The 21,394-nt window shown below is 64.4% G+C and carries 23 protein-coding genes; 12 read left to right on the top strand and 11 right to left on the bottom strand.

Going from position 1 to position 21,394, the window contains the following annotated elements; all coding sequences use genetic code 11:
* The first annotated feature begins 73 nt into the window (after positions 1 to 73).
* Positions 74 to 1,264: an acyl-CoA dehydrogenase family protein gene (locus J7E83_RS00705; RefSeq protein WP_214958504.1), complete on the top strand. Its 1,191-nt coding sequence runs from the start codon at positions 74 to 76 to the stop codon at positions 1,262 to 1,264.
* Between the two features lie 17 nt (positions 1,265 to 1,281).
* Here J7E83_RS00705 and J7E83_RS00700 read toward each other — a convergent pair whose 3' ends face one another.
* Positions 1,282 to 1,836 (bottom strand): M23 family metallopeptidase, encoded by a 555-nt coding sequence (locus J7E83_RS00700; protein WP_214958503.1) that lies wholly within the window; start codon positions 1,834 to 1,836, stop codon positions 1,282 to 1,284.
* Between the two features lie 471 nt (positions 1,837 to 2,307).
* On the opposite strand from J7E83_RS00700, the gene rpsB reads away from it, so the two are divergent.
* The 6 genes from rpsB (at position 2,308) to J7E83_RS00670 (ending at position 7,309) form a co-directional block, all read left to right on the top strand.
* Complete coding sequence (rpsB, locus tag J7E83_RS00695; RefSeq protein WP_214958502.1) at positions 2,308 to 3,204, top strand: 30S ribosomal protein S2; 897 nt, start codon at positions 2,308 to 2,310, stop codon at positions 3,202 to 3,204.
* Between the two features lie 126 nt (positions 3,205 to 3,330).
* On the top strand, positions 3,331 to 4,167 hold the full coding sequence (tsf, locus tag J7E83_RS00690; protein ID WP_214958501.1) for a translation elongation factor Ts: 837 nt from the start codon (positions 3,331 to 3,333) through the stop codon (positions 4,165 to 4,167).
* 124 nt (positions 4,168 to 4,291) lie between these two features.
* Positions 4,292 to 5,029 carry a UMP kinase gene (pyrH, locus tag J7E83_RS00685; RefSeq protein WP_214958500.1) on the top strand — a complete coding sequence of 246 codons (738 nt, stop codon included), beginning with the start codon at positions 4,292 to 4,294 and terminating at the stop codon, positions 5,027 to 5,029.
* Positions 5,030 to 5,157: 128 nt separating this feature from the next.
* Positions 5,158 to 5,715 carry a ribosome recycling factor gene (frr, locus tag J7E83_RS00680; RefSeq protein WP_214958499.1) on the top strand — a complete coding sequence of 186 codons (558 nt, stop codon included), beginning with the start codon at positions 5,158 to 5,160 and terminating at the stop codon, positions 5,713 to 5,715.
* Entirely contained in the window at positions 5,715 to 6,638 is a 924-nt protein-coding gene (locus J7E83_RS00675) for a phosphatidate cytidylyltransferase (protein ID WP_214958498.1), read from the top strand. The genes frr and J7E83_RS00675 overlap by 1 nt, the downstream gene beginning before the upstream one ends.
* An 86-nt stretch (positions 6,639 to 6,724) precedes the next feature.
* Complete coding sequence (locus J7E83_RS00670) at positions 6,725 to 7,309, top strand: DivIVA domain-containing protein (protein WP_214958497.1); 585 nt, start codon at positions 6,725 to 6,727, stop codon at positions 7,307 to 7,309.
* Between the two features lie 54 nt (positions 7,310 to 7,363).
* Here the strand turns inward: J7E83_RS00670 and J7E83_RS00665 are convergent, their stop codons facing one another.
* The 5 genes from J7E83_RS00665 to J7E83_RS00645 form a co-directional block, all read right to left on the bottom strand.
* Entirely contained in the window at positions 7,364 to 8,068 is a 705-nt protein-coding gene (locus J7E83_RS00665; protein WP_214958496.1) for a hypothetical protein, read from the bottom strand.
* 79 nt (positions 8,069 to 8,147) lie between these two features.
* The gene (locus tag J7E83_RS00660; RefSeq protein WP_214958495.1) at positions 8,148 to 9,626 is read right to left on the bottom strand and encodes a cation acetate symporter; all 1,479 of its coding nucleotides are present in this window, start codon (positions 9,624 to 9,626) and stop codon (positions 8,148 to 8,150) included.
* 7 nt (positions 9,627 to 9,633) lie between these two features.
* Complete coding sequence (locus tag J7E83_RS00655; RefSeq protein ID WP_214958494.1) at positions 9,634 to 9,984, bottom strand: hypothetical protein; 351 nt, start codon at positions 9,982 to 9,984, stop codon at positions 9,634 to 9,636.
* Positions 9,981 to 10,700, bottom strand: a complete 720-nt coding sequence (locus J7E83_RS00650; protein WP_214958493.1) for a LytTR family DNA-binding domain-containing protein — start codon at positions 10,698 to 10,700, stop codon at positions 9,981 to 9,983. Before J7E83_RS00650 ends, J7E83_RS00655 begins: the two co-directional genes overlap by 4 nt.
* Positions 10,701 to 10,747: 47 nt before the next feature.
* Positions 10,748 to 11,965 (bottom strand): sensor histidine kinase, encoded by a 1,218-nt coding sequence (locus J7E83_RS00645; RefSeq protein WP_214958492.1) that lies wholly within the window; start codon positions 11,963 to 11,965, stop codon positions 10,748 to 10,750.
* A gap of 169 nt (positions 11,966 to 12,134) precedes the next feature.
* On the opposite strand from J7E83_RS00645, the gene J7E83_RS00640 reads away from it, so the two are divergent.
* The gene (locus J7E83_RS00640; protein WP_214958491.1) at positions 12,135 to 12,515 is read left to right on the top strand and encodes a DUF485 domain-containing protein; all 381 of its coding nucleotides are present in this window, start codon (positions 12,135 to 12,137) and stop codon (positions 12,513 to 12,515) included.
* Positions 12,512 to 14,128 (top strand): cation acetate symporter, encoded by a 1,617-nt coding sequence (locus tag J7E83_RS00635; protein WP_214958490.1) that lies wholly within the window; start codon positions 12,512 to 12,514, stop codon positions 14,126 to 14,128. Before J7E83_RS00640 ends, J7E83_RS00635 begins: the two co-directional genes overlap by 4 nt.
* Before the next feature lie 99 nt (positions 14,129 to 14,227).
* On the opposite strand, the gene J7E83_RS00630 is transcribed toward J7E83_RS00635, so the two are convergent.
* From J7E83_RS00630 to J7E83_RS00615, 4 genes are all read right to left on the bottom strand, one after another.
* The gene (locus J7E83_RS00630; RefSeq protein WP_214958489.1) at positions 14,228 to 14,812 is read right to left on the bottom strand and encodes a hypothetical protein; all 585 of its coding nucleotides are present in this window, start codon (positions 14,810 to 14,812) and stop codon (positions 14,228 to 14,230) included.
* A 6-nt stretch (positions 14,813 to 14,818) separates the two neighbouring features.
* Positions 14,819 to 15,223 (bottom strand): DUF4383 domain-containing protein, encoded by a 405-nt coding sequence (locus tag J7E83_RS00625; protein WP_214958488.1) that lies wholly within the window; start codon positions 15,221 to 15,223, stop codon positions 14,819 to 14,821.
* Positions 15,224 to 15,361: 138 nt separating this feature from the next.
* On the bottom strand, positions 15,362 to 16,051 hold the full coding sequence (locus J7E83_RS21000) for a hypothetical protein (RefSeq protein ID WP_311379546.1): 690 nt from the start codon (positions 16,049 to 16,051) through the stop codon (positions 15,362 to 15,364).
* A gap of 115 nt (positions 16,052 to 16,166) precedes the next feature.
* Positions 16,167 to 16,640: an Lrp/AsnC family transcriptional regulator gene (locus tag J7E83_RS00615; RefSeq protein WP_214958487.1), complete on the bottom strand. Its 474-nt coding sequence runs from the start codon at positions 16,638 to 16,640 to the stop codon at positions 16,167 to 16,169.
* Positions 16,641 to 16,834: 194 nt separating this feature from the next.
* Here J7E83_RS00615 and pdhA point away from each other — a divergent pair, with 194 nt between their 5' ends.
* Genes pdhA through J7E83_RS21360 form a run of 3 tightly spaced genes read left to right on the top strand, consistent with a single transcriptional unit; the run spans position 16,835 to position 20,504 of the window.
* Positions 16,835 to 18,013 (top strand): pyruvate dehydrogenase (acetyl-transferring) E1 component subunit alpha, encoded by a 1,179-nt coding sequence (gene pdhA / locus J7E83_RS00610; RefSeq protein ID WP_214958486.1) that lies wholly within the window; start codon positions 16,835 to 16,837, stop codon positions 18,011 to 18,013.
* Positions 18,013 to 19,023: an alpha-ketoacid dehydrogenase subunit beta gene (locus tag J7E83_RS00605; RefSeq protein ID WP_214958485.1), complete on the top strand. Its 1,011-nt coding sequence runs from the start codon at positions 18,013 to 18,015 to the stop codon at positions 19,021 to 19,023. Before pdhA ends, J7E83_RS00605 begins: the two co-directional genes overlap by 1 nt.
* The gene (locus tag J7E83_RS21360) at positions 19,020 to 20,504 is read left to right on the top strand and encodes a dihydrolipoamide acetyltransferase family protein (protein ID WP_214958484.1); all 1,485 of its coding nucleotides are present in this window, start codon (positions 19,020 to 19,022) and stop codon (positions 20,502 to 20,504) included. The genes J7E83_RS00605 and J7E83_RS21360 overlap by 4 nt, the downstream gene beginning before the upstream one ends.
* Before the next feature lie 109 nt (positions 20,505 to 20,613).
* Here J7E83_RS21360 and J7E83_RS00595 read toward each other — a convergent pair whose 3' ends face one another.
* Entirely contained in the window at positions 20,614 to 21,273 is a 660-nt protein-coding gene (locus J7E83_RS00595; protein ID WP_214958793.1) for a TetR/AcrR family transcriptional regulator, read from the bottom strand.
* Positions 21,274 to 21,394 lie beyond the last annotated feature (121 nt).

The following is a 21,394-nucleotide window of genomic DNA, read 5'->3' as shown; positions in this document are numbered from 1 at the left end:
TTACTGACGAGTAACATACCGCGGGCGCCGCCCCGCCCCTAGTCCGCCACTGCTGATCTCTTGCGAGGGAACCATGTCCACTGCCGCTATTGACATCAATAACCTTCCGTACGCCGACGGTGACTTTTTTGCGTTCGAGCAGCTGCTCACCGGGAAGGAGCAGGACCGGCTCGCGGAGATCCGCGGATTCCTGGCCCGCGAAGTGCGTCCGATCGCTGTGGACTGTTGGAACCGGGGCGAATTTCCGATGGACCTCATTCCCAAGCTCGCCGAAATCGACCTGGTCAGTCCGGTCAGGCGGCAGGGCCATTCCAACCTGTTCGCCGGACTTGTCCATGCCGAGGCAACCCGCGCGGACACGTCCATCGCCACCTTTATGGGCGTCCATGACGGCCTGTTCACCGGTTCCATCGAGGCACTTGCCTCGCCGGAGCAGCAGGAAGCCTGGCTTCCGGACATCTACTCGCTGAAGAAAATCGGTGCCTTCGGGCTGACAGAGCCGCTGGGCGGTTCCGATGTGGCCGGAGGAACCCGCACGACGGCCCGGCGCGACGGCGATACCTGGATTCTCAACGGCGCCAAGCGCTGGATCGGCAACGCCACGTTCTCGGACTGGGTGGTTATCTACGCCCGGGACCTGGCCGACAACCAGGTCAAAGGCTTCCTCGTGGATACGGGCCTTCCAGGCTTCAGCGCAACGAAGATCGAAAACAAGATCTCCCTGCGTACCGTACAGAACGCGGACATCGTCCTGGAGAACGTGGTGGTTCCTGACTTCTTCAAGCTGGCCAATGCCAACAGCTTCCGTGACACCAACAAGGTCCTGAAAGTCACCCGCCTGGCCGTTGCCTGGCAGGCAGTGGGCCAGCAGTTGGCCGCCTTCGACGTGGCCCGGCGCTACGCAGTGGAGCGGCACCAGTTCGGCCGTCCGCTGGCGTCATTCCAGCTGGTCCAAAGCCAGTTGGTGCAGATACTTGGCAATGCCGTCAGCTCCATGGGGATGATGGTCCGGCTTTCCCAGCTTGAGGACGCCGGGCAGGCAAAGGACGAACAGTCCGCCCTCGCCAAGGCATTCACGACAGCCCGGATGCGTGAAAGTGTCGCGATTGGCCGCAGCCTCCTGGGCGGGAACGGCATCGTGACCGACTTCGAGATGGCCAAGATCTTCGCCGATGCGGAAGCCATCTACTCCTACGAAGGAACCCACGAGGTCAACACCCTGGTGACAGGCCGGGCGATCACGGGCATATCGGCCATCGTCTAACGTCGAACCCCCGCGCGTTATGGGGGACCTGTGATGGGCAGGAGGATTGACGGGCGGAGGTCCAGCACGAATTCCAGCGGATTGACGTAGTCATCACCCCGCCTCACTCCCCAGTGGACGCAGGTGACGGTTTCGCAGTGGCCCGGCAGCAAGGTGCCGATAGTGTCGCCCTTCGCCACCATGTCCCCGGCGGTCAATGGGCTCTCGACGGGCTCGAAGCTGCTGCGGAGGCCGTTCCCGTGATCGATGGTGATCACCGGCCGGTCCACCACCACTCCCGCAAAGCTCACAGTGCCGGCCTCCGGCGAGGTGACCGGTACGCCGTCGTGCGATGCCCTCAGGTCCACGCCGCGGTGGCCGCTCATCCACGGCTTGTCCGGCGGGTCAAAGGACCGGACAACTGCAGGCTTCGGGGAGACCGGCCACTCCCAGTTTTGCCACGGGGCGGCATGGGGCGTGCCGGTGGCATAGGCAGCCGCGGGCCGGGCACGCGGTGCGGACATCACTTCCCCGGCGGGGGTCACGGATGCCGGGAGCAGAAGCAGTGCGGCGAGGAGGGCGGATGCTTTCATCTGCCCAGCATGGCGGGACGTGCCGAAGCCCGGCAGCGCCGTTCTTTGCCATGTGGAAAACCCGTCCCGGCCGGAGGTGAAGGGGGCTGGAGCTGTCCGTCGGCAGGAAGCGCCTGTAGTACACTTGGTGGAGCAGTTTGCTGCGCCCTCAACGCTTTTCGAATCACCGGTTTGTATCAAGGTATACACCTAGGTAGGAACCGCATGACCGGCCTGCGTCAGCACGTCTCATTCAGAAGTGTGGGGGAGCGGTAGCTGACTACGCGCATCCAGCCCTCCAATTCCGAAGCCCCAGGCTTCGTTTGAGGAGGATTGTGCCTCTTGCGGTCAGGGCTTCATGGTCCTGATGAGGGCGCAAAGGATGCCAGGAGCACGGCCCGCCTTGGGCCACGCTAAACAACCGTCAACTATTGGCAGGGTAAGAGGGCCTCCGGGCCTTCTCATGAATGACCTGCCGGAAGGAGCGCCGGCATGCCCGTCGTAACTATGCGCCAGCTGCTTGACAGCGGCGTCCACTTTGGACACCAGACCCGCCGTTGGAACCCGAAGATGAAGCGGTTCATCTTCACGGAACGCAACGGTATCTACATCATTGACCTGCAGCAGTCGCTGTCTTACATCGACCGCGCCTTCGAGTTCGTGAAGGCCACCGTCGCACACGGCGGCACCGTTCTCTTCGTCGGCACCAAGAAGCAGGCTCAGGAAGCAATTGCTGAGCAGGCTACCCGCGTTGGCCAGCCGTACGTGAACCAGCGCTGGCTCGGCGGTATGCTGACCAACTTCCAGACTGTTTCCAAGCGCATCCAGCGCATGAAGGAACTGGAAGAGATCGACTTCGACGACGTCGCCGGTTCCGCGTACACCAAGAAGGAACTGCTGCTCCTTCGCCGCGAACTCACCAAGCTTGAGACCAACCTCGGCGGTATCCGCAACCTGACCAAGGCGCCTTCAGTGCTCTGGATCGTGGACACCAAGAAGGAACACCTTGCTGTCGACGAGGCCAAGAAGCTGAACATCCCGGTGGTGGCCATCCTGGACACCAACTGTGATCCTGACGAAGTCGACTTCCCGATCCCGGGCAACGACGACGCCATCCGCTCCGTGAACCTGCTCACCCGCGTGGTCGCTGACGCTGTTGCCGAGGGCCTCATCGCCCGGAACCAGCGCGCCACCGGCACCACGGAAGCTCCGGAAGAGCCGCTGGCCGAATGGGAGCGCGAGCTCCTCGAAGGCAGCAAGGCTGAAGAGGCTGCTGCAGCTCCCGCTGAAGAAGCTGCTCCGGTTGCTGAAGAAGCTGCTCCGGTTGCTGAGGAAGCCCCGGCTGCTCCGGCTGCTGAGGAAACGCCGGCCGCCGACGCCGACAAGTAACAAGTAAATCCGGATTTTCTTGCTCTGTTGCAGCGCAGGATCACCTGACAGGATGGCGGCTCACCTGGTGAGCCGCTGTCCTGTCGGTCCGTACACCACATAAATTTTCTAGACAGAGGGGTTCACATGGCGAACTACACTGCCGCTGATATCAAGGCTCTGCGCGAGCGCACCGGCGCCGGCATGATGGATGTCAAGAAGGCTCTTGACGAAGCCAACGGTGACGCCGAGAAGGCCATCGAAATCATCCGCATCAAAGGCCTGAAGGGCGCTACCAAGCGCGAAGGCCGCTCCACCGCTGAAGGCCTGGTGGCTGCCAAGGTCACCAACGGCGTCGGCGTAATGATTGAGGTCAACTGCGAGACTGACTTCGTTGCCAAGGCTGACAAGTTCATCCAGCTGGCCGACAAGGTCCTGGCCGTTGCTGTGGAGTCCGGCGCTGCCGACCTGGACACCCTGCTGGCCACCGACGTCGACGGCAAGCCGCTGTCCGAGGTCGTCGTCGAAGAGGGCGCCGTCCTGGGCGAAAAGGTTGTTGTCCGCCGTATCTCCCGTATCGAGGGTGGCACGGTTGACGCCTACCTGCACAAGACCTCCAAGGACCTTCCGGCCCAGGTGGGCGTGCTGTTTGCTGTCGACGGTGAAGGCGAAGCAGCTGCCACCGCCGCACACGACGTAGCCGTCCACGTTGCCGCCATGGCACCGAACTACCTGACCCGCGAAGACGTTCCGTCCGAGCTGGTCGAGTCCGAGCGTCGCATCGCCGAAGAGACCGCAAAGGCTGAAGGCAAGCCCGAGGCTGCCCTCACCAAGATTGTGGAAGGCCGCGTGACGGGCTTCTACAAGGGCGAGGTCCTGGTTGACCAGGCTTTCGCCAAGGACGCCAAGAAGTCCGTGGCGCAGGTCCTCGAAGAGGCCGGCGTCAAGGCAACCGCATTCACTCGTTTCCGCGTCGGCTCCTAGTCGCACGTGCAGGGGGTGGCCACTTCGGTGGCCGCCCCTTTTGCATGCAACGGCTAAACGTCAGATGAGACCTTTGGCCGCCCAGCACGATAACCTAGCTCAGAGTTCACAAACGGGAGGCACCATGGAAGCCGTCAACACTTCAGTCCAGCCGGAGAAGACCAGGCGCCGCGTTCTCCTCAAACTGTCCGGTGAGGTCTTCGGCGGGGGAAAGCTGGGCGTTGATCCCGAAACCGTCCGGGACGTTGCCAAACAGATCGCAGCCGCCGTCACGGAAGTGGAAGTTGCCATCGTCGTCGGCGGCGGTAATTTCTTCCGCGGCGCCGAACTCTCGCAGAGCGGCATGGACCGTTCGCGGGCAGACTACATGGGCATGCTCGGAACCGTCATGAACTGCCTGGCGCTGCAGGACTTCCTGGAGCAGGCCGGCGTTGAAACCCGGGTCCAGAGCGCCATCACCATGGGGCAGGTCGCCGAGGCCTACATTCCGCGCCGCGCCATCCGGCACATGGAGAAGGGCCGCGTCGTGATCTTCGGTGCCGGCGCCGGCCTCCCTTACTTCTCCACGGACACGGTGGCCGCCCAGCGGGCACTGGAAGTCCACGCGGACGTGGTGCTCATGGCCAAGAGCGGGGTGGACGCCGTCTACACCGCGGATCCCAAGACTGACCCCACGGCCGAGAGGCTGGACACGCTGAGCTACGACGACGCCCTGCGCCGCGACATCCGTGTCATGGACCAGACCGCGATGACCATGTGCAAGGACAACAACCTCTCCATGGTGGTCTTCGGAATGGAAGGTGAAGGGAACGTCACCCGCGCCATCCTCGGCGAAAAGCTGGGCACACTGGTGACCGCCTAGCTACAGCTAGGATGTTTTCAGGACGCTCCCTTCCCGGGCATTGGAACGGGGATGGAACCAGGAACACTGAACCACGATTTGTGCATGGACCCGGCATCCCGGACTGCACCAACTTCTGAGGAGAGACCGTGATCGAAGATACCTTGCTCGAAGCCGAGGACAAGATGGACAAGGCCGTTGAGGTCGCCAAGGAAGACTTCGCCTCAATCCGTACAGGGCGGGCCAATCCCGGCCTGTACAACAAGGTTCTGGTGGACTACTACGGCTCACCCACCCCACTGCAGCAGCTCGCGTCCTTCGCCATTCCCGATGCCCGGACGATCCTCATCACGCCGTTCGACAAGACCGCCCTGCGGGACATCGAACGCGCTCTCAGCGACTCCGAGGTCGGCGCCAACCCGTCCAACGACGGCAACGTCATCCGGATCACCATCCCGGACCTGACTCAGGAACGCCGCAAGGAATACGTCAAGATCGTCAAGACCAAGGGGGAGGACGCCAAGGTGTCCATCCGCAACATCCGGCGCAAGGCCAAGGAAACGCTGGACAGGCTGGTCAAGGACGGCGAAGCCGGCGAAGACGAAGGCAGCCGTGCAGAGAAGGAACTCGACGCCCTGACCAAATCCCATGTGGACGGCATCGACGAACTGCTCAAGCGCAAGGAAGCAGAGCTGCTCGAAGTTTGATGAGCCAGGCAGAGCAGGCCCCCGCACAAAGGGCGCGGACGAGGGGAAAGCAGCCCCGGAGCAACCCGACACCCAAGGCCGGCAGGAACCTGCCGGCGGCCACGGTGGTGGGGCTGGCAATGCTTATCGGGGTCCTTTGCGGACTGCTTTTCCTGCCGCTGGCCTTCGTTGCGATAACCACCGCCTTTGCCATCTTCGGAGTCTGGGAGATCTTCCGTGCCCTCGAGGCAAACGGGACCAGGATGCCCATTGTTCCGGTCATGACCGGGACCGTGGCCATGCCTTTCGCCGCCTACTTCGGCGGGCTCGAAAGCCTCCTTTTCGCCATGCTCCTCAGCTGTGTGGCGGTGCTCCTCTGGCGTTCGGTGGAAAGCGCGGCCGGATCGGCCAACAGCATTTTTGCCGGCGTGTTCACCCTCGGCTGGGTGCCGTTCTTCATCAGTTTTGCCGCCTTGCCGCTCCATGCTTCAGGAGGAGCTTCGCCGTTAGGCCTGTGGCCGGGCGGAACCGTGCCACCTGGGGCGTGGCAGGTGGCAGTGATGCTGCTCCTGGTGGTCTCAAATGACACCTTCGGCTACGTTGTGGGCGCGTCGCTGGGCAAGCACCCCATGGCGCCGAAAATCAGTCCGAAGAAGTCCTGGGAAGGATTCGCCGGCTCCATTGCCGGGGCCATGCTGATCGGCGTCCTGGCCAGCGTCTTCCTGCTGGGCAAGCCCTGGTGGGTGGGCGTGGTCCTGGCCGTCGGCCTTGTGGCGGCATCCACTGCCGGCGACCTCGCTGAGTCCATGGTCAAGCGCGAGCTGGGGATCAAGGATATGAGCAGCATCCTCCCCGGTCATGGCGGCGTGATGGACAGGCTGGACTCCATTGTGTTCGCTTCCCCGGTGGCGATTGTCCTCTACGGGTTCGTCGTAGGAGCCTGACGCGACCCCCAGCGCCAAGAGAACCCCGGGCGCCAATATACTGGTGCGAACACCGACCCCGCCGAAGATCATTGAAGGAACATAAAGTGGCAGTGGATTTCCAGCGGCAGATTCCCGCGTCCTTTGAACGCGTGCAGCGCAGCGAATACGGCTACAACGCCAAGCAGGTGGACCAGTTCCTCCAGCGCGCCCGCGTGTCCCTCGAGACGCCTAAGACGGCCATCGGCGCCATCGGGAGCGCCGACGTCCGTGCCGTCAGCTTCGATCCTGTGAAGGGCGGGTACTCGGCTGCCGTCGTGGACGCTGCCCTGGACAGGCTCGAGGACGCCTTCGCCCGCCGCGAGCGGGACGAACTGATTGCCGCCCGCGGCGAGGAAGCATGGCTGCGCGACATCGGACAACTCTCCGGCATCCTCCGCGGACGGCTGCACAGGCCCGACGGCGAGCGCTTCCGCCGCCCGTCGAAGAAGAAGGTCCGCAGTTACAACATCCTGGACGTGGACAACCTTTGCCACGACCTCATCGGCTACCTGGAACAGGACAAGCCCCTCAGTGTTGACAACGTCCGCCGGGCATTCTTCCGGCCCGCCACGGGCAAGGACGGGTACGAGGAAAACCAGGTCGATGCGTTCCTGGACCGAGTGGTTGAACTGATGGCAGCCATCGACTGACCTGGCTCAGACTGACCGGCTGAGCCCTGGCCGGTGTCAGGCTCGCGCCCGGAGTCAGCTCCCACCGGGCGGGGTCGGCGAGATCGGCGTGAAGCCTTGCCACGCCGCCCTGTATTGCCGGTAGCCGTGAATGGAAGAGGCGGTGAAGTAGGCGAGCCCGCAGACAGCACCGAAAATGATGGCGGTGATGGTATTCGCGCCCAGCAAAGAGGCGAGCAAGCCCAGCAGGATGGCAATCAGCGCCATATTCGCGGTATTGATGAACACCATGCTGCTTCCCGCCACATGGCTCAACGTACTGCGGCGTCCGAGGAAGAAATATGTCCGGTCGGCGCCGGCTTCATCGTCGTGGTACGCGGCCATCAGGTAGGGGGCAACGCCGGGGTCCAGCTCGACGTAGGCTGCGCGAAGGCGGTTCATCGCCACAACGTACATCAGGTCTTCCGTGCCAACGTTAAGCACACGGACCTGCGTAAGGAATCCGATCAGCACATCGATGCCGAGGACAATCACCGCGAGCAGGATGAACATGTCCGAGAACTTGGTGGCCTGGCCCACCAGGGCCACGCTCACCAGGCTGGCCGAGGTGAAAGTCAGGAACATGCTGATCCGCGTGAGCACTTCAGCCTGTGTGGTGCTGCGCGAAGCAAGTAGGCTCCAGTGCTCGGTGGCGAGCAACTGCGCCCGGACCGATGCCGGGACGATCTCCGGAAGACTCTCCGGCATTCCGGGGAGCGGGCTTCCGTCCTGTGTGGACATGCCGCCATTGTCCACCCTGCGGCACCACTGCGCGAGATCCTTTCTGCTCGGATCCTGTTCGGATCAGGCTGTTCGATCCCTAGCGGTCAGTCACCAGCGGCCGTTCGGGGGTGTGCAGCCGGGTCATAACCCGTGACATGGTTTTGGGCACGCGCCCCTTCGTGGCACGCGAGACGAGCACCATCACCGCGAAGGCCGCGGGTACGGTCCAGGCCGCCGGCTGGGCTACCCAGAACGGTGTGCCGGCTCCACCCAGGGCTGCGCTGTAGATCATGGCTCCGCCGCACAGCAGGCCGCCGGTCACCATGCCTGCGATGGCGCCGGCATCGGTGAGGCCCCGCCACCAGATGCCAAGCAGCAGGACCGGGCAGACCGTGGAGGCTGTGAAGGCGAACACCAGGCCGACACTTCCGGCCAGCGCCAGGGAGTCCGTCATGAAGGCGAAACCCAAGGGGACCACTACGGAGATGACCGCTGCCAGCCGGAAACCCCGGACGCCGCCGCCGAGCACGTCCTGGCTGATCACGCCGGCCAGGGAAACCACGAGGCCAGAGGTGGTGGACAGGAAAGCGGCAAAGGCGCCGGCCACCACCAGCGCGGACAGCAGGTCCCCGGCGGTGCCACCGATCAGCTGCGCCGGCAGAAGCAGCACCACGGCATCCGCCTGGCCCGAGCGCGCCAGCCCTGGGGCGAACATCCGGGCGGCCAACCCGTAGGCGGTGGGTAACAGGTAAAACACGGAGAGCAGGCCCAGCACTATGAGGGTGGTCCGCCGAGCCGACTGGCCGTCAGGATTCGTGTAAAAGCGCACCAGGACATGCGGCAGCCCCAGGGTACCGAAGAGCAGGGCGACCAGCAGGGAGATGTTCTGGTACGGCCCGGCCGGCGCGAGGCCGGTGGGATTGATGGAGGCCGGAGCGATGGCAGGAGACCCGTTGCCTGCCAGTACAAAGGCGATGAACACGGCCGGAACGGCGAGGGCCGTCAGCTTGAGCCAGTATTGGAAGGCCTGCACGAAGGTGATGGAACGCATGCCGCCGGCCACCACGGTCAGGCAGACCACCACAACCACTGCAACCGATCCCACCCAGGACGGCAGGCCCGTAGTTATCCGGATGGTCAGTGCCGCACCCTGCAACTGGGGGACGATATACAGCCAGCCCACTACCACCACCGCCAGGCTGGTAACGCGGCGGACGGCACGTGAATCCAGCCGGGCCTCCGTGAAATCCGGGATGGTGTAAGCGCCGGACCGCCGAAGTGGGGCGGCCACAAAAAGTAGCAGCATCAGGTATCCGGCGGTGTATCCGACCGGGAACCACAGGGCGTCGGTACCGGAAAGCAGGATCAGTCCGGCCACACCCAGGAAGCTTGCCGCGGACAGGTACTCGCCGCCGATTGCCGACGCGTTCCACCACGGACGGACCGTTCGGGAGGCCACGTAGAAGTCACCCGTGGTGCGGGAAATCCGGAGGCCATAGAAGCCGATCACCGCGGTGGCCAGCGAAACGACGGCCAGGGCCGCAACGCCGACGGCAGGACTAACTGCAGGATTCATGGGAGCATCATTTGTCCTCGGCCAGGTCGCGGTACCTCGCCTCATTCCGGGCGGCGGTCCGGATGAACAGCCAGGCGCTTAGCGCCATCACCGGGTAGATGCCGGCGCCAAGCAGCAGCCAGTCGAAAGGAATACCTGCCACGCGCGTGTCAGCGAGGCCGGGCGCAGCCTCTAGCAGCAGCGGGAACGCGCACAGGATCAGCAGGAACCCGCCGCCCACCACCAGTGCCAGGCGCAGCTGCGAGCGGATGAGGGATCGGACGAATACCTGGCCGGCGTCCGATTCCTCGGCCGCTTCCCGCGTGTCCGTCACCGGCCGCGCCGCGGACCGCGGGGCTGTGACCCGGACCCGGGTCATGCCTTCGGCCGGATACGGGTGGCTTCAAGCTTTCCCCGGATGCTTGGCAGGTGGCGGCGGCTGATTGGAAGACCGGCCCCGGAAACGGTGACGCTGGGCTTGTCCGCAGCCAGCTTCATGGAAGTGACATGCTTCAGTGCCACCAGGTAGGACCTGTGCGTGCGGACGAAGCCCGCTCCCGCCCACTGCTGCTCAAGGTCAGCCAGCGGGACCCGGATAAGGTAGCTCGCGTCGGCTGTGTGGAGCCTGGCATAGTCTCCCTGCGCCTGGACGTAAGTGACGTCGTCGAGCCTGATCATCCGGGTTGTACCGCCCTGGTCCACAGTGATCATCCCGGGCAGCGGCCCGCCGTCGCGCATCAGTTCGCTGATCCGGCCCACTGACCGGGTCAGCCGCTCCGCGCGTATCGGCTTGAGCAGGTAGTCAACTGCGGCGAGTTCGAAGGCTTCCAGGGCACAATCCTCATCCGCGGTCACAAACACCACCACAGGGGGCCTGCTGCTGCGGGAAATGGCTCGGGCAACGTCCAGGCCGGACACCGCTGGCATATGGATGTCCAGGAACACGGCATCAACGGTTTCCGTGGTGAGTGCGCGCAGGGCCTCAGCGCCGGAGGATGCCCGGTGGATGATGCCGATCCTGTCATCCTTCCCCAGGAGGTAGGCCAATTCCTCCACGGCTGGCAGCTCGTCATCTGCGACGAGGACATTAATCATGGTTCTACATTAGCGGCGTTGGACCGTGGCATCAGGGGACTGTGGCATCAGGCGTCATGGCCTGGCTGGGATTTGGGTACGCGCATGGTGATGAGGGTTCCTTCCCCCGGAGCTGTCTCGATCACCAGGCCGTGATCGTCGCCGTAGACCTGCCGGAGCCGGGTGTCCACGTTGCGCAGCCCCACATGGTCACCGTCGCTGTGCCCTGCCAGTACCGACTGGAGCTGGGCAGGGTCCATCCCCACGCCGTCGTCCTCGATGGTCACCTCCGCAAAAGCTCCCGAATCATTGGCCGTAATGCTGATGTGGCCTGGACCCTCCTTGGCCTCGAGCCCGTGCCGCACCGCGTTCTCCACGAGCGGCTGCAGGCTCAGGAATGGGATGACGGTGCTCAGGACTTCCGGTGCGATCCGCAGGCTGACCTGTACCCGTTCACCGAAGCGGGCGCGCTCCAGCAGCAGGTACCGGTCGATACAGCGGAGCTCTTCCGCCAGGGTGGTGAAATCGCCGTGGCGCCGGAACGAATACCGCGTGAAATCGGCAAATTCCACCACCAGCTCGCGAGCGCGCTCCGGATCCGTGTTGATGAAAGACGCGATGGCGTTCAGCGAGTTGTAGATGAAATGCGGGCTTATCTGGGCCCGAAGGGCCCGTACTTCAGCCTCCATCAGGAGGGTTCGGGACGCATCCAGCTCGGCCAGCTCCACCTGGACTGCCACCCAGTCGGCCACTTCACTGGTGGCCCGGACCAGTCCGGCACCGATTGACGGGGAAAACGCGGCGACCACGCCGACCACCCGCGAGCCGGCGCGTATCGGAGCAATGACAGCGGCGAGGCGGCCGCCGGGCCAGCCGCTCAGTCCACCGGCGGCGAGGCCGGCTGGCATGAGGTCGCCCGGCTTGAGCACGGTGGTCCGGCCGCTGGTGAGGACGTCCGCAGCGAGTTCCATGAGCAGTGGTTTCAGCTCCTCGGAAGAGCCGTCCCAGGCCAGTACTCCCGATGTGTCTGTGATCGCCAAGGCATCGCAGCCGAGCAAACTCCGTAGCTGCCGCCCCGCCTTTGCGGCTCCCGCCGGGTTCAGCCCCGTCCGCAGATGCTGCCCCGCACGGGAGGCGGCGTGCAGGGTGTTGTAGGTTGCGCGCTCGGCATCCGTGCCCAGGTCACGGAAGGAGCGGAGCACCTTGAGGCCGACGCCGACGACGACGGCAATTGCCAGCGCGATCACGGCAATGGCGGCGGCGGTCAGCAGCGGGGAGTCCGGCATGCTGCCCAGCGTAGCCGCGGCTGCCGTTTGCCGCAGCATCACGACCGTTGAGCGAACCTGCCTATTCCGGCTATGGAATGTTGTGGGGAAAACGGCGCATAGTGATTGTAGTCACATTGGAGGGTTGTTGCGCCGGTGTGGCACCAGTAAGTCTCAATGAGGAGGAACGATGGGTAATGAAGCCCAGACTCCGGGCGCAGCGGCGTCCGTGGACTTCGAGCAGGTCCAGTCGACTGAGCGGTTCCAGGAACTCCGCAAACGTCACCGCAGCTTTGTCTTTCCCATGGCCGTTGCCTTCCTACTGTGGTATTTCGCCTACGTCCTGTTGGCTGACTACGCCGTCGGCTTCATGTCCACCAAGGTGTGGGGCAACATCAACATCGGCCTGATCCTGGGGCTGCTCCAGTTCGTCTCCACGTTCGCCATTACTGGCTGGTACGTGAGCTACTCCAATCGGAGGCTGGACCCGATCGCGGCTGAGATGCGCCATGACATTGAAGGCCACGAATTCGACCAGCACGGCAAACCGATCACCGGAGTACAGAAATGACGCTCATGGTTCCCGCAGTCAATGTTGCGGACCTCAAGGACACCACCCTGCTGAACATGGGTATCTTCGCCCTGTTCGTCGCGATCACCATGGTGATCGTCATCAGGGCCAGCCGGAACAACAAGACGGCGGCAGACTACTATGCGGCCGGCCGTTCCTTCACCGGCCCTCAAAACGGCACCGCCATCGCGGGCGACTACCTTTCCGCGGCCTCCTTCCTCGGAATCACCGGCGCCATCGCCATTAACGGCTACGACGGCTTCATGTACTCCATCGGCTTCCTGGTCGCCTGGCTTGTTGCCCTGCTCCTCGTCGCCGAACTGCTCCGCAACACCGGCAAGTTCACCATGGCAGATGTGCTCTCGTTCCGGCTCAAGCAGCGCCCTGTGCGCATCGTCGCGGCCATCTCGACCCTTGCGGTCTGCTTCTTCTACCTCCTGGCGCAGATGGCCGGAGCAGGCAGCCTGATCTCCCTGCTGCTGGGCATCAGTGACTGGGGCGGCCAGGCCCTGGTGATCATGGTCGTCGGTGCCCTGATGATCATGTACGTACTGATCGGCGGCATGAAAGGAACGACATGGGTGCAGATCATCAAGGCGATGCTTCTGATCACCGGTGCCGCCGTCATGACTTTCTGGGTCCTCGCCATCTACGGCTTCAATTTGTCCGACCTGCTCGGCGGTGCGGTGGAAACCTCCAAGAACCCTGCCGTCCTGAACCCCGGACTGCAGTACGGCAAGTCCGATACCTCCAAGCTGGACTTCATGTCCCTGGGCCTGGCCCTTGTGCTCGGGACCGCCGCCCTGCCGCACGTGCTGATGCGCTTCTACACGGTGCCGACCGCCAGGGAAGCCCGGAAGTCCGTCGTCTGGTCCATCTGGCTGATCGGAATCTTCTACCTGTTTACCCTGGTCCTCGGCTACGGTGCAGCCGCCCTGGTAGGTGCTGACACGATCAAGGCCGCTCCTGGTGGCGTTAACTCCGCTGCGCCGCTTCTCGCCTTCCACCTCGGCGGACCGTTGCTGCTCGGCTTCATCTCAGCGGTGGCCTTCGCGACGATCCTCGCCGTTGTCGCAGGCCTCACGATTACTGCGGCGGCGTCCTTTGCCCACGACATCTACGCCAACGTCATAGCTAAAGGAACGTCCGACGCCGACACTGAGGTCAAGGTGGCCAGGCGCACCGTTGTGGTCATCGGGCTCCTGGCCATCGTCGGCGGCATCTTCGCCAACGGCCAGAACGTAGCGTTCCTGGTGGCGCTCGCCTTCGCCGTGGCAGCCTCGGCCAACCTGCCCACCATCATCTACTCGCTGTTCTGGCGCAGGTTCACCACCCAGGGCGCGCTTTGGAGCATGTACGGCGGCCTCGGTTCGGCCATCGTCCTGATCGCACTCTCGCCTGTGGTCTCCGGGACCAAGACATCCATGATCCCGGGTGCCAACTTCGCGATCTTCCCCCTGAGCAACCCCGGCCTCGTATCCATTCCGTTGGCGTTCCTCCTGGGCTGGCTCGGCACCGTGCTGGACAAGAAACTGGAGAACACGAAGAAACAGGCCGAAATGGAAGTCCGCTCCCTTACCGGGGTCGGCGCCGAGAAGGCAGTCAACCACTGACCCCTGACGTTCCTCGGCGGCTCTGCGAAATGAGTCCCTGCGCCCGAGCGCAGGGACTCATTTTCGTGTGGGTTCTGCTTTCCCGCGAGGCGACTGGAGTCAGTGCCCATCGTGGTTTGAGTGCAGGGGCGGGTCCCCATGCTGGCCGTGGGGTACGGCGTACTGGCCAGCCGTGGAGGCGGCAAGGCCCGGCGTCGCGATTCCGGCAACAAGCAATGCACCGGCGAAGGCCGCCAGCAGTAGCCTTCCCGGCCGGCCCGCAGCGGGAGCAACGCCGTCGTCATACCCCGTTGCGTGCCTGCGAAGCCAGGCGGCGGAAGCGATAATCATCAGTGTCAGCAGGAGGGCCGCCAGATGGCTGATGTTGAGGCTGGAAGCGGAGCCCCGGGTCATCAGCAGGGCCGCCGCGTGTATTCCCGCAGCTGCAACCAGGAGGGCGGACCACCAGCGGCTTGCGGGAATGCGGGCGCCGTTCAGGAAGACGCCCGCCGTCAGGATCAGTGAGGCTCCCCACAGGCCGGCGAGGATCCCCAATGCCACTTGTCGGGGAGCGCCGGAGCCTGCCGGCCCCGCAAGGAGGCTCGACGAGAGGGCCAGGTTAACTGCGCCTGCCCCGAACCCTGCGAAGCCGGCGAAGAGCCGAACCGCAGGAAAGGCCGGTCCTTCCGTAGGCCGGGGAGCCATGGCGGGCTAGGCCCGGGCGGTGGCGGGAGACTTGTCCAGGGACAGGCCCACGCCGAGGAGGAGCACAGCACTGGCGAGGTGCAGCACGTTATCAGCTCCGTTGAGGGCAATGATGTTCAGCGGTGAGGACAGGAGGAACAGACCCACCACGCCAACCAAGAGGTATACCCCGCCCACGCTGGCATTCACCGTGCGGGCCATGGCGGTGTCCTTGAGGCCTGCGTAGAGGAGGGCAGCGCCGATGGCCAGGTGGATGACGTTGTGCAGCGGGTTGACTTCGAAAATGATGAGGTTGTTGCCCTCGGTGGCGAAAAAGCCGATCCCGGACGTTACCGCGAAGCCCAGGAGGCCAACAAGCAGGTAAACGGCGCCGAAAACGGTGGCAATGAGACGGTTCGGAGATGTGCGCATGGCCGAGTCCTTCCGGTAGGGCGGGATGACGGGTCCCACCTGACTGCGGGATCCCGGACGGGATCCTCAGGAAGCGATTCGGAGCAGGGTTCTGCACGGATGGGTACGGATGCGTGAGCTTCGCGGATATTACGCTGGCTACACCTTGGGCTTCAATTTGATGGTGATCATCTTGAGCTCGTCCCTGCCTTCGAAGCGGTAGGCAAGATCAATTTTCTTGTCATTGTTGCAGGTGATGAGGCCGGTCACGTCAGCCGCGTTGGTCCCGTTGTCAGAGCTGACCTTGAGGTTGTCGTAGGCGGGCTTGCAGGTGTCATCCATCTGCAGGCTCTGGATGCCGGCGATGAACTCTTCCTTTGACAACTGTTCCTTCAGCGCGGGGTCCAGGTAGTCGTCGTAGGCCTGGGAGCTGTCTCCGGCAATGACCAGCTTGGTGAAGTTGTCCGCGAGGCCCTTGGCCTGGTTGGTGGCACCTCCCACAACATTGACCAGGATGACCACTCCGACGATCACCAGGAGCAGGACACCGCCCACGATTCCAAGAATCATCCACAGCTTCCTGCGGCCCTTGACCGGTGGCTCCTGGCCCGGCAGGCCGAACGGTGCGGTGTACGGACCGGCCCCGGCGTAACGGCCCGGAGCCGCATACTGACCCTGGTACTGGGGTGCACCATATGGTGCTGCAGGTGGTTGCTGTGGCGGTACCGGTGGCTGTGCGCCCGGGTGCTGTGCGCCCTGCTGCGACGGCTGGTGCTGTGCCGGCTGTGGCTGCGGCGGTGATCCGGCGTCGGGCTGGCCCGGCTGGTTCGGTTCCTGAGGATCGCTCACGATGGAGCCTTTCCGGCAGAGCGCGGCGCTGCCTTGTTTCAAGACCCCTGACCGGCGCCCCGTGAATTCAACTTGGACCAGCCTATAACCCGGCGGGCCGGCCGCAGGGGAAGTCCTAGCCCTCTCCGGATCCGCGCTCAAGCAGGGGCTGGATGCGGAAGGGAATGAGTTCGCCCATGGCGAGTGCCGTGTCCGTCCGCTCCACGCCGTCGCAGGCCAGGATCTTACCGTTGATCCTGAACAGGTCTTCAGCGTCCAGGGCCACGACGCGCAGCAGAAGGTCCGCGGAACCGGTGAGGCCGTATCCTTCCAGGATCTCAGGGACGCCGGCGAGGTCCTTTGCCAGTTGGCCCAGCTTCTGTTGCTGCACATGGACTGAGATAAAGGCCATCAGCGGATAACCCAGGGACGCCGGGTTGATTCGCCGTTCGAAGGACAGGAAGACGTGTTTCTTCTCCAGCTGCGCCATCCTGGCCTGGACAGTGTTCCTGGACAGGCCAAGCTTCTGCGCGAGTGCCACCACCGTCCGGCGGGGGTCACGTGCCAGCGCCGAAAGCAGCCGGGTATCAGTGCCATCCAAAGCTTGCATAATGCGCAACGCTAGCACGGTCTGGGACGACCAGACAGAGCATTATGCTCAGCTATCCGAGCAGTGGTTGTACCCATTGAGCATTGTGAGTATGGTCACAATTATCCGGGGCAACGGCGCCCGGGCGGCTGGCAACGGCGGGACCACAAGTCCCCAAGGGCCGGTCAAACGACGTGAGAAGGTTGCGGGCGATCGTGTCTACAGACGAAGCGGGCCAGGGCGGACCAAGCGCCGGAGGCCCCGGCAACAGCGCAGAAGACCACGGAGGTTCCGGCGGAAACCTGATCCAGCTGGTCACCCCCGCGGGGGAGCGGATCAGCCATCCGGAATTCGATCCCTGGGTGCAGGAGATCACAGACGAAAACCTGTGCTCCCTCTACGAGGACATGATGGTGGTTCGGCGGATCGACGTCGAGGCCACGGCGCTCCAGCGCCAGGGTGAGCTGGCTCTCTGGCCGCCACTGCTGGGACAGGAAGCGTCCCAGATCGGCTCAGGCAGGGCCCTGCGAGATGACGACTTTGTCTTTTCCAGCTACCGGGAAAACGGAGTGGCGTACTGCCGCGGGGTGGGGCTGACGGACATTATCAGGGTGTGGCGGGGAAACGCGTCGGCAGGATGGGACCCGTACACGATCAACATGGCAACACCGCAGATCATCATTGGAGCGCAGACCCTGCATGCCACGGGCTATGCCATGGGAATCCAGAACGACGGTGCGGACTCGGTGGCTATCACCTACTTCGGCGATGGTGCCACCAGCGAAGGCGACGTCAACGAGGCCATGGTCTTCGCGGCCAGCTTCCAGGTGCCGGTGGTCTTCTTCTGCCAAAACAACCAGTGGGCCATCTCGGAGCCGGTGCGGTTGCAGTCCCACATCCAGCTCGCTGACAGGGCCACCGGCTTCGGCATTCCCAGCATGCGGGTGGACGGCAACGATGTCCTGGCCGTGATGGCGGCGACCCGCGTGGCCCTTGACCGCGCCCGCCGCGGCGGCGGACCGACCTTCATCGAAGCCGTCACCTACCGCATGGGCCCGCACACCACCGCCGATGATCCCACCCGCTACCGGGACCCAAACGAGCTGGAGGACTGGGCAGCCAAGGACCCCATCTCCCGGGTGGCGTCACTCCTGGAGCGCAAGGGCCTCTTCACCGAAGAGCTGCAGCAGCACGTCCACGTGAAGGCGGACGCCGTGGCCCGCGAGATGCGCCTGGGCTGCACCACCATGCCTGACCCGGAGCCGCTGGACATTTTCAAGCACGTCTACAGCTCACCGAACAGCTGGCTGGACCGGCAGCAGGACCACTACTCCCGTTACCTGGCTTCCTTCGGTGACCCCGCAGGAGCCGCTTCAGAAGAAGGTGCACGCTGATGACCCAGATGACCTTTGCCCGTGCCATCAACGCTGGCCTGCGCAAATCCCTCGAGAACGATCCCAAGGTCATCCTGCTGGGAGAGGACATCGGTACCCTGGGTGGTGTTTTCAGGGTAACCGACGGACTCCAGAAGGACTTCGGCAAGCACCGCGTGGTGGATACGCCCCTGGCCGAGTCGGCCATCATGGGCACCGCCGTCGGCCTGGCGTACCGTGGCTACCGGCCCGTGGTGGAAATCCAGTTCGACGGCTTCATCTACCCGGCCTTCGACCAGATCGTCAGCCAGGTCGCCAAGCTGCACTACCGAACCCAGGGCGCGGTGAAGATGCCCATCACCGTCCGCGTGCCGTTCGGCGGCGGCATCGGTTCACCCGAACACCACTCCGAATCGCCGGAAGCCTACTTCACCCATACCTCAGGACTCCGGGTCGTGACCGTTTCCAACCCCCAGGACGCGCATACCGTAATCCAGCAGGCAATCTCCTGCGACGACCCCGTCCTCTATTTCGAGCCCAAGCGGCGCTATCACGACAAAGGCGAGGTCGATGAATCGATCGATCCCGGCTCCGCCATCCCCATGGACAAGGCACGCGTGCTCACCGAAGGCACCGACGTGACGCTCGTGGCCTACGGCCCGCTGGTCAAGACCGCCCGGGATGCCGCCACCGCCGCCACCGACGAGGGCATCTCCATCGAGGTCATCGACCTGCGCTCGCTGGCACCCGTGGACTATGCCACGGTGGAGGCGTCAGTGCGGAAGACCGGCCGGCTGGTGGTAACGCATGAAGCCGGCCAGTCCGGCGGTGTGGGAGCGGAAGTGGCGGCCAGCATCACCGAACGGTGCTTCTACCACCTGGAGGCGGCGCCGGTCCGGGTGACCGGCTTCGACATCCCCTACCCCTACTCCAAGCTGGAAATGCACCACGTTCCCGGCCTGGACAGGATCCTCGACGGCGTGGACCGCGCGCTGGGCCGTCCGAACTCGCTCAGCGGGCTGGAGGGATGAGCGCCACCATGATCAAGGAATTCAGGCTCCCGGATCTCGGGGAAGGCCTCACGGAATCCGAAATCCTCAGCTGGAAGGTCGGGGTGGGGGATACCGTCAGCCTCAATCAGGTCATCGCCGAGGTTGAAACCGCCAAGGCCGTGGTTGAGTTGCCGTCGCCCTTCGCGGGAGTCATCACGGCGCTCCACGAACAGCCCGGAACCATTGTGGAAGTGGGCAAGCCGATCGTCTCGTTCGAGGTAGCGGACGACGGCGGCGAGCAGCCTTCCACAGCCACACCCGCCGGGGTGGGTGCGAACCATGCCGGGGCCTGGTCCGGTGCGAACGGAGGAGGATCGGGACCGGCCGCCGGGTCGGGCGCCGTTGACTCGAACTCCGTTGAGGCGGGAGCCTCCACCAGGCAACCGAACCTGGTCGGCTATGGCGCCGTCGTCGAGAGTTCCGGACGGCCGGTGCGGCGGTCCCGCATCCTTGCCGCCCCTCCTGCTGCTCCTGTAAGCCCGGGACGGACTCCTGAAGCTCCTGCCGCCGTGGAACCCTCCCTGGAAATTCCTGGGGCTCCCGCGGGTGAACGGCCCAGGTCCACACCCCCGGTGCGGAAGCTGGCCAAGGACCTTGGGGTGGAGCTGGCCGAGGTCACGGGCAGCGGCCCGGGCGGGCTGATCACCCGCGACGACGTCCGAAAATTTATCGGCGGCGGGGACCTTCCCGCGGCGGCCCGTAACCTTGGCGCGGCGCCGGACGGGCAGGGAACAACTGCCGGGGCACGAGCCTCGGAAGAGCGCGAAGTCCGCACTCCCATCAGGGGCGTTCGAAAGTTCACGGCAGCCGCGATGGTCGCCAGCGCATTCACGGCTCCGCACGTGACGGAATTCCTGACCATTGATGTCACACCCGCCATGGACCTGCTCGCCAGGCTGAAGGCAAGTCGCGCTTTTGCCGGGTACAAGCTCACGCCACTGACCCTGGGAGCCAAGGCCGTACTGATTGCGCTCCGGAGGAATCCCAGTTTGAACTCCCGCTGGGACGACGCGCGCCAGGAGATTGTGCAGTTCAACTACGTGAACCTGGGCATCGCCGCCGCAACACCCCGTGGCCTGACCGTACCGAACATCAAGGACGCGGACACCCTGTCCCTGACCGAACTGTCCGAAGCCCTGACCGGACTGACCGAGACGGCCCGGGCCGGGAAGACGTCGCCGGCCGAGCTGTCCGGCGGCACCATCTCCATCACCAACATCGGGGTATTCGGCATCGACGCCGGAACGCCCATCCTCAACCCCGGCGAGGCAGCCATCCTGGCCCTGGGAGCGGTCCGGAGGGCGCCTTGGGAGTTCCAGGGCGAGGTGGCCCTGCGCCAGGTCATGACGCTGAGCCTGTCCTTTGACCACCGGCTCGTGGATGGTGAGCAGGGCTCGCGGTTCCTGGCTGACGTCGGCGCGATCCTGGCCGACCCCGGCATGGTCCTGACGATGGTCTAGCAGGCAGGTGCAGGGACTCCCTTATCAGCGGCCCGGGCGCGCATAGACGTTGGTGCCCGGCGCCGGTCATGCGGGTCCGGGCAGCTGATGCGCGTTAAGAGCCTCAGCGTTATGGGGCCTCAACGGTGAGGGCCGCCAGCGCCATGCTCTCGAGCAGCGGCCTGGCAGTCTTGGACGCCATCTTGCGGCCATGGCTGCGCACCGAATGAGGTGTGGAGTTGATCAGGCCGAACGTGGCGTGGGCCCGCATCCGAAGGTCGGCGGCGTCCATGGCAGGATGCAGAGCCGCGAGGACCTCAACCCACACTTCGACGTAGCTGCGCTGTAAGGCCCGCACCTCGGCCTGGTCCTGCTCTGTGAGATTGCTGAAGTCGCGGTCCTGGACCCGGATCACATCGGGCTTGCCCAGCGCAAAGTCCACCTGAAACTCCACCAGCCGGTCCAGGGCTATCCGGGGATCAGCCGTTTCGGCCACTACCCGGCGGCCGCCGTCGAGCAGTTCGCGGCTGACGGTGAGCAGCAGGTCGCCCAGGACGGCCTGCTTGCCCGAGAAGTGCCGGTACACCGCAGGCCCACTGACCCCTGCTGCAGCGCCCAGGTCCTCCAGCGACACGCGGTTGAACCCGTTCACAGCGAACAGGGACGCTGCCGCCGCCAGCAGGGCCTGGCGCCGGTTCTCCTTCGCCTGGCTGCGCTGGGTTGATGCGCCGGGCCGGGTTGACGCCCCAGGCTGGGTTGATGCGCCGGGCCGGGTCTGGCCGGGTTGGATCAAAGGGCTGCGCTGATGTGATTGCGGGGCCTGGGCGGTGGGCACATTTCCTCCTCGGACCTGCAAATTCTAGCAAGGCGGCTGTGTGTTGGACATCACAGTTAATAGAGACTAACCTAAA

This window comes from Arthrobacter sp. ISL-48 (assembly GCF_018613805.1).
GTDB lineage: Bacteria > Actinomycetota > Actinomycetes > Actinomycetales > Micrococcaceae > Arthrobacter.
This window is presented reverse-complemented; position numbering and strand designations above follow the sequence as displayed.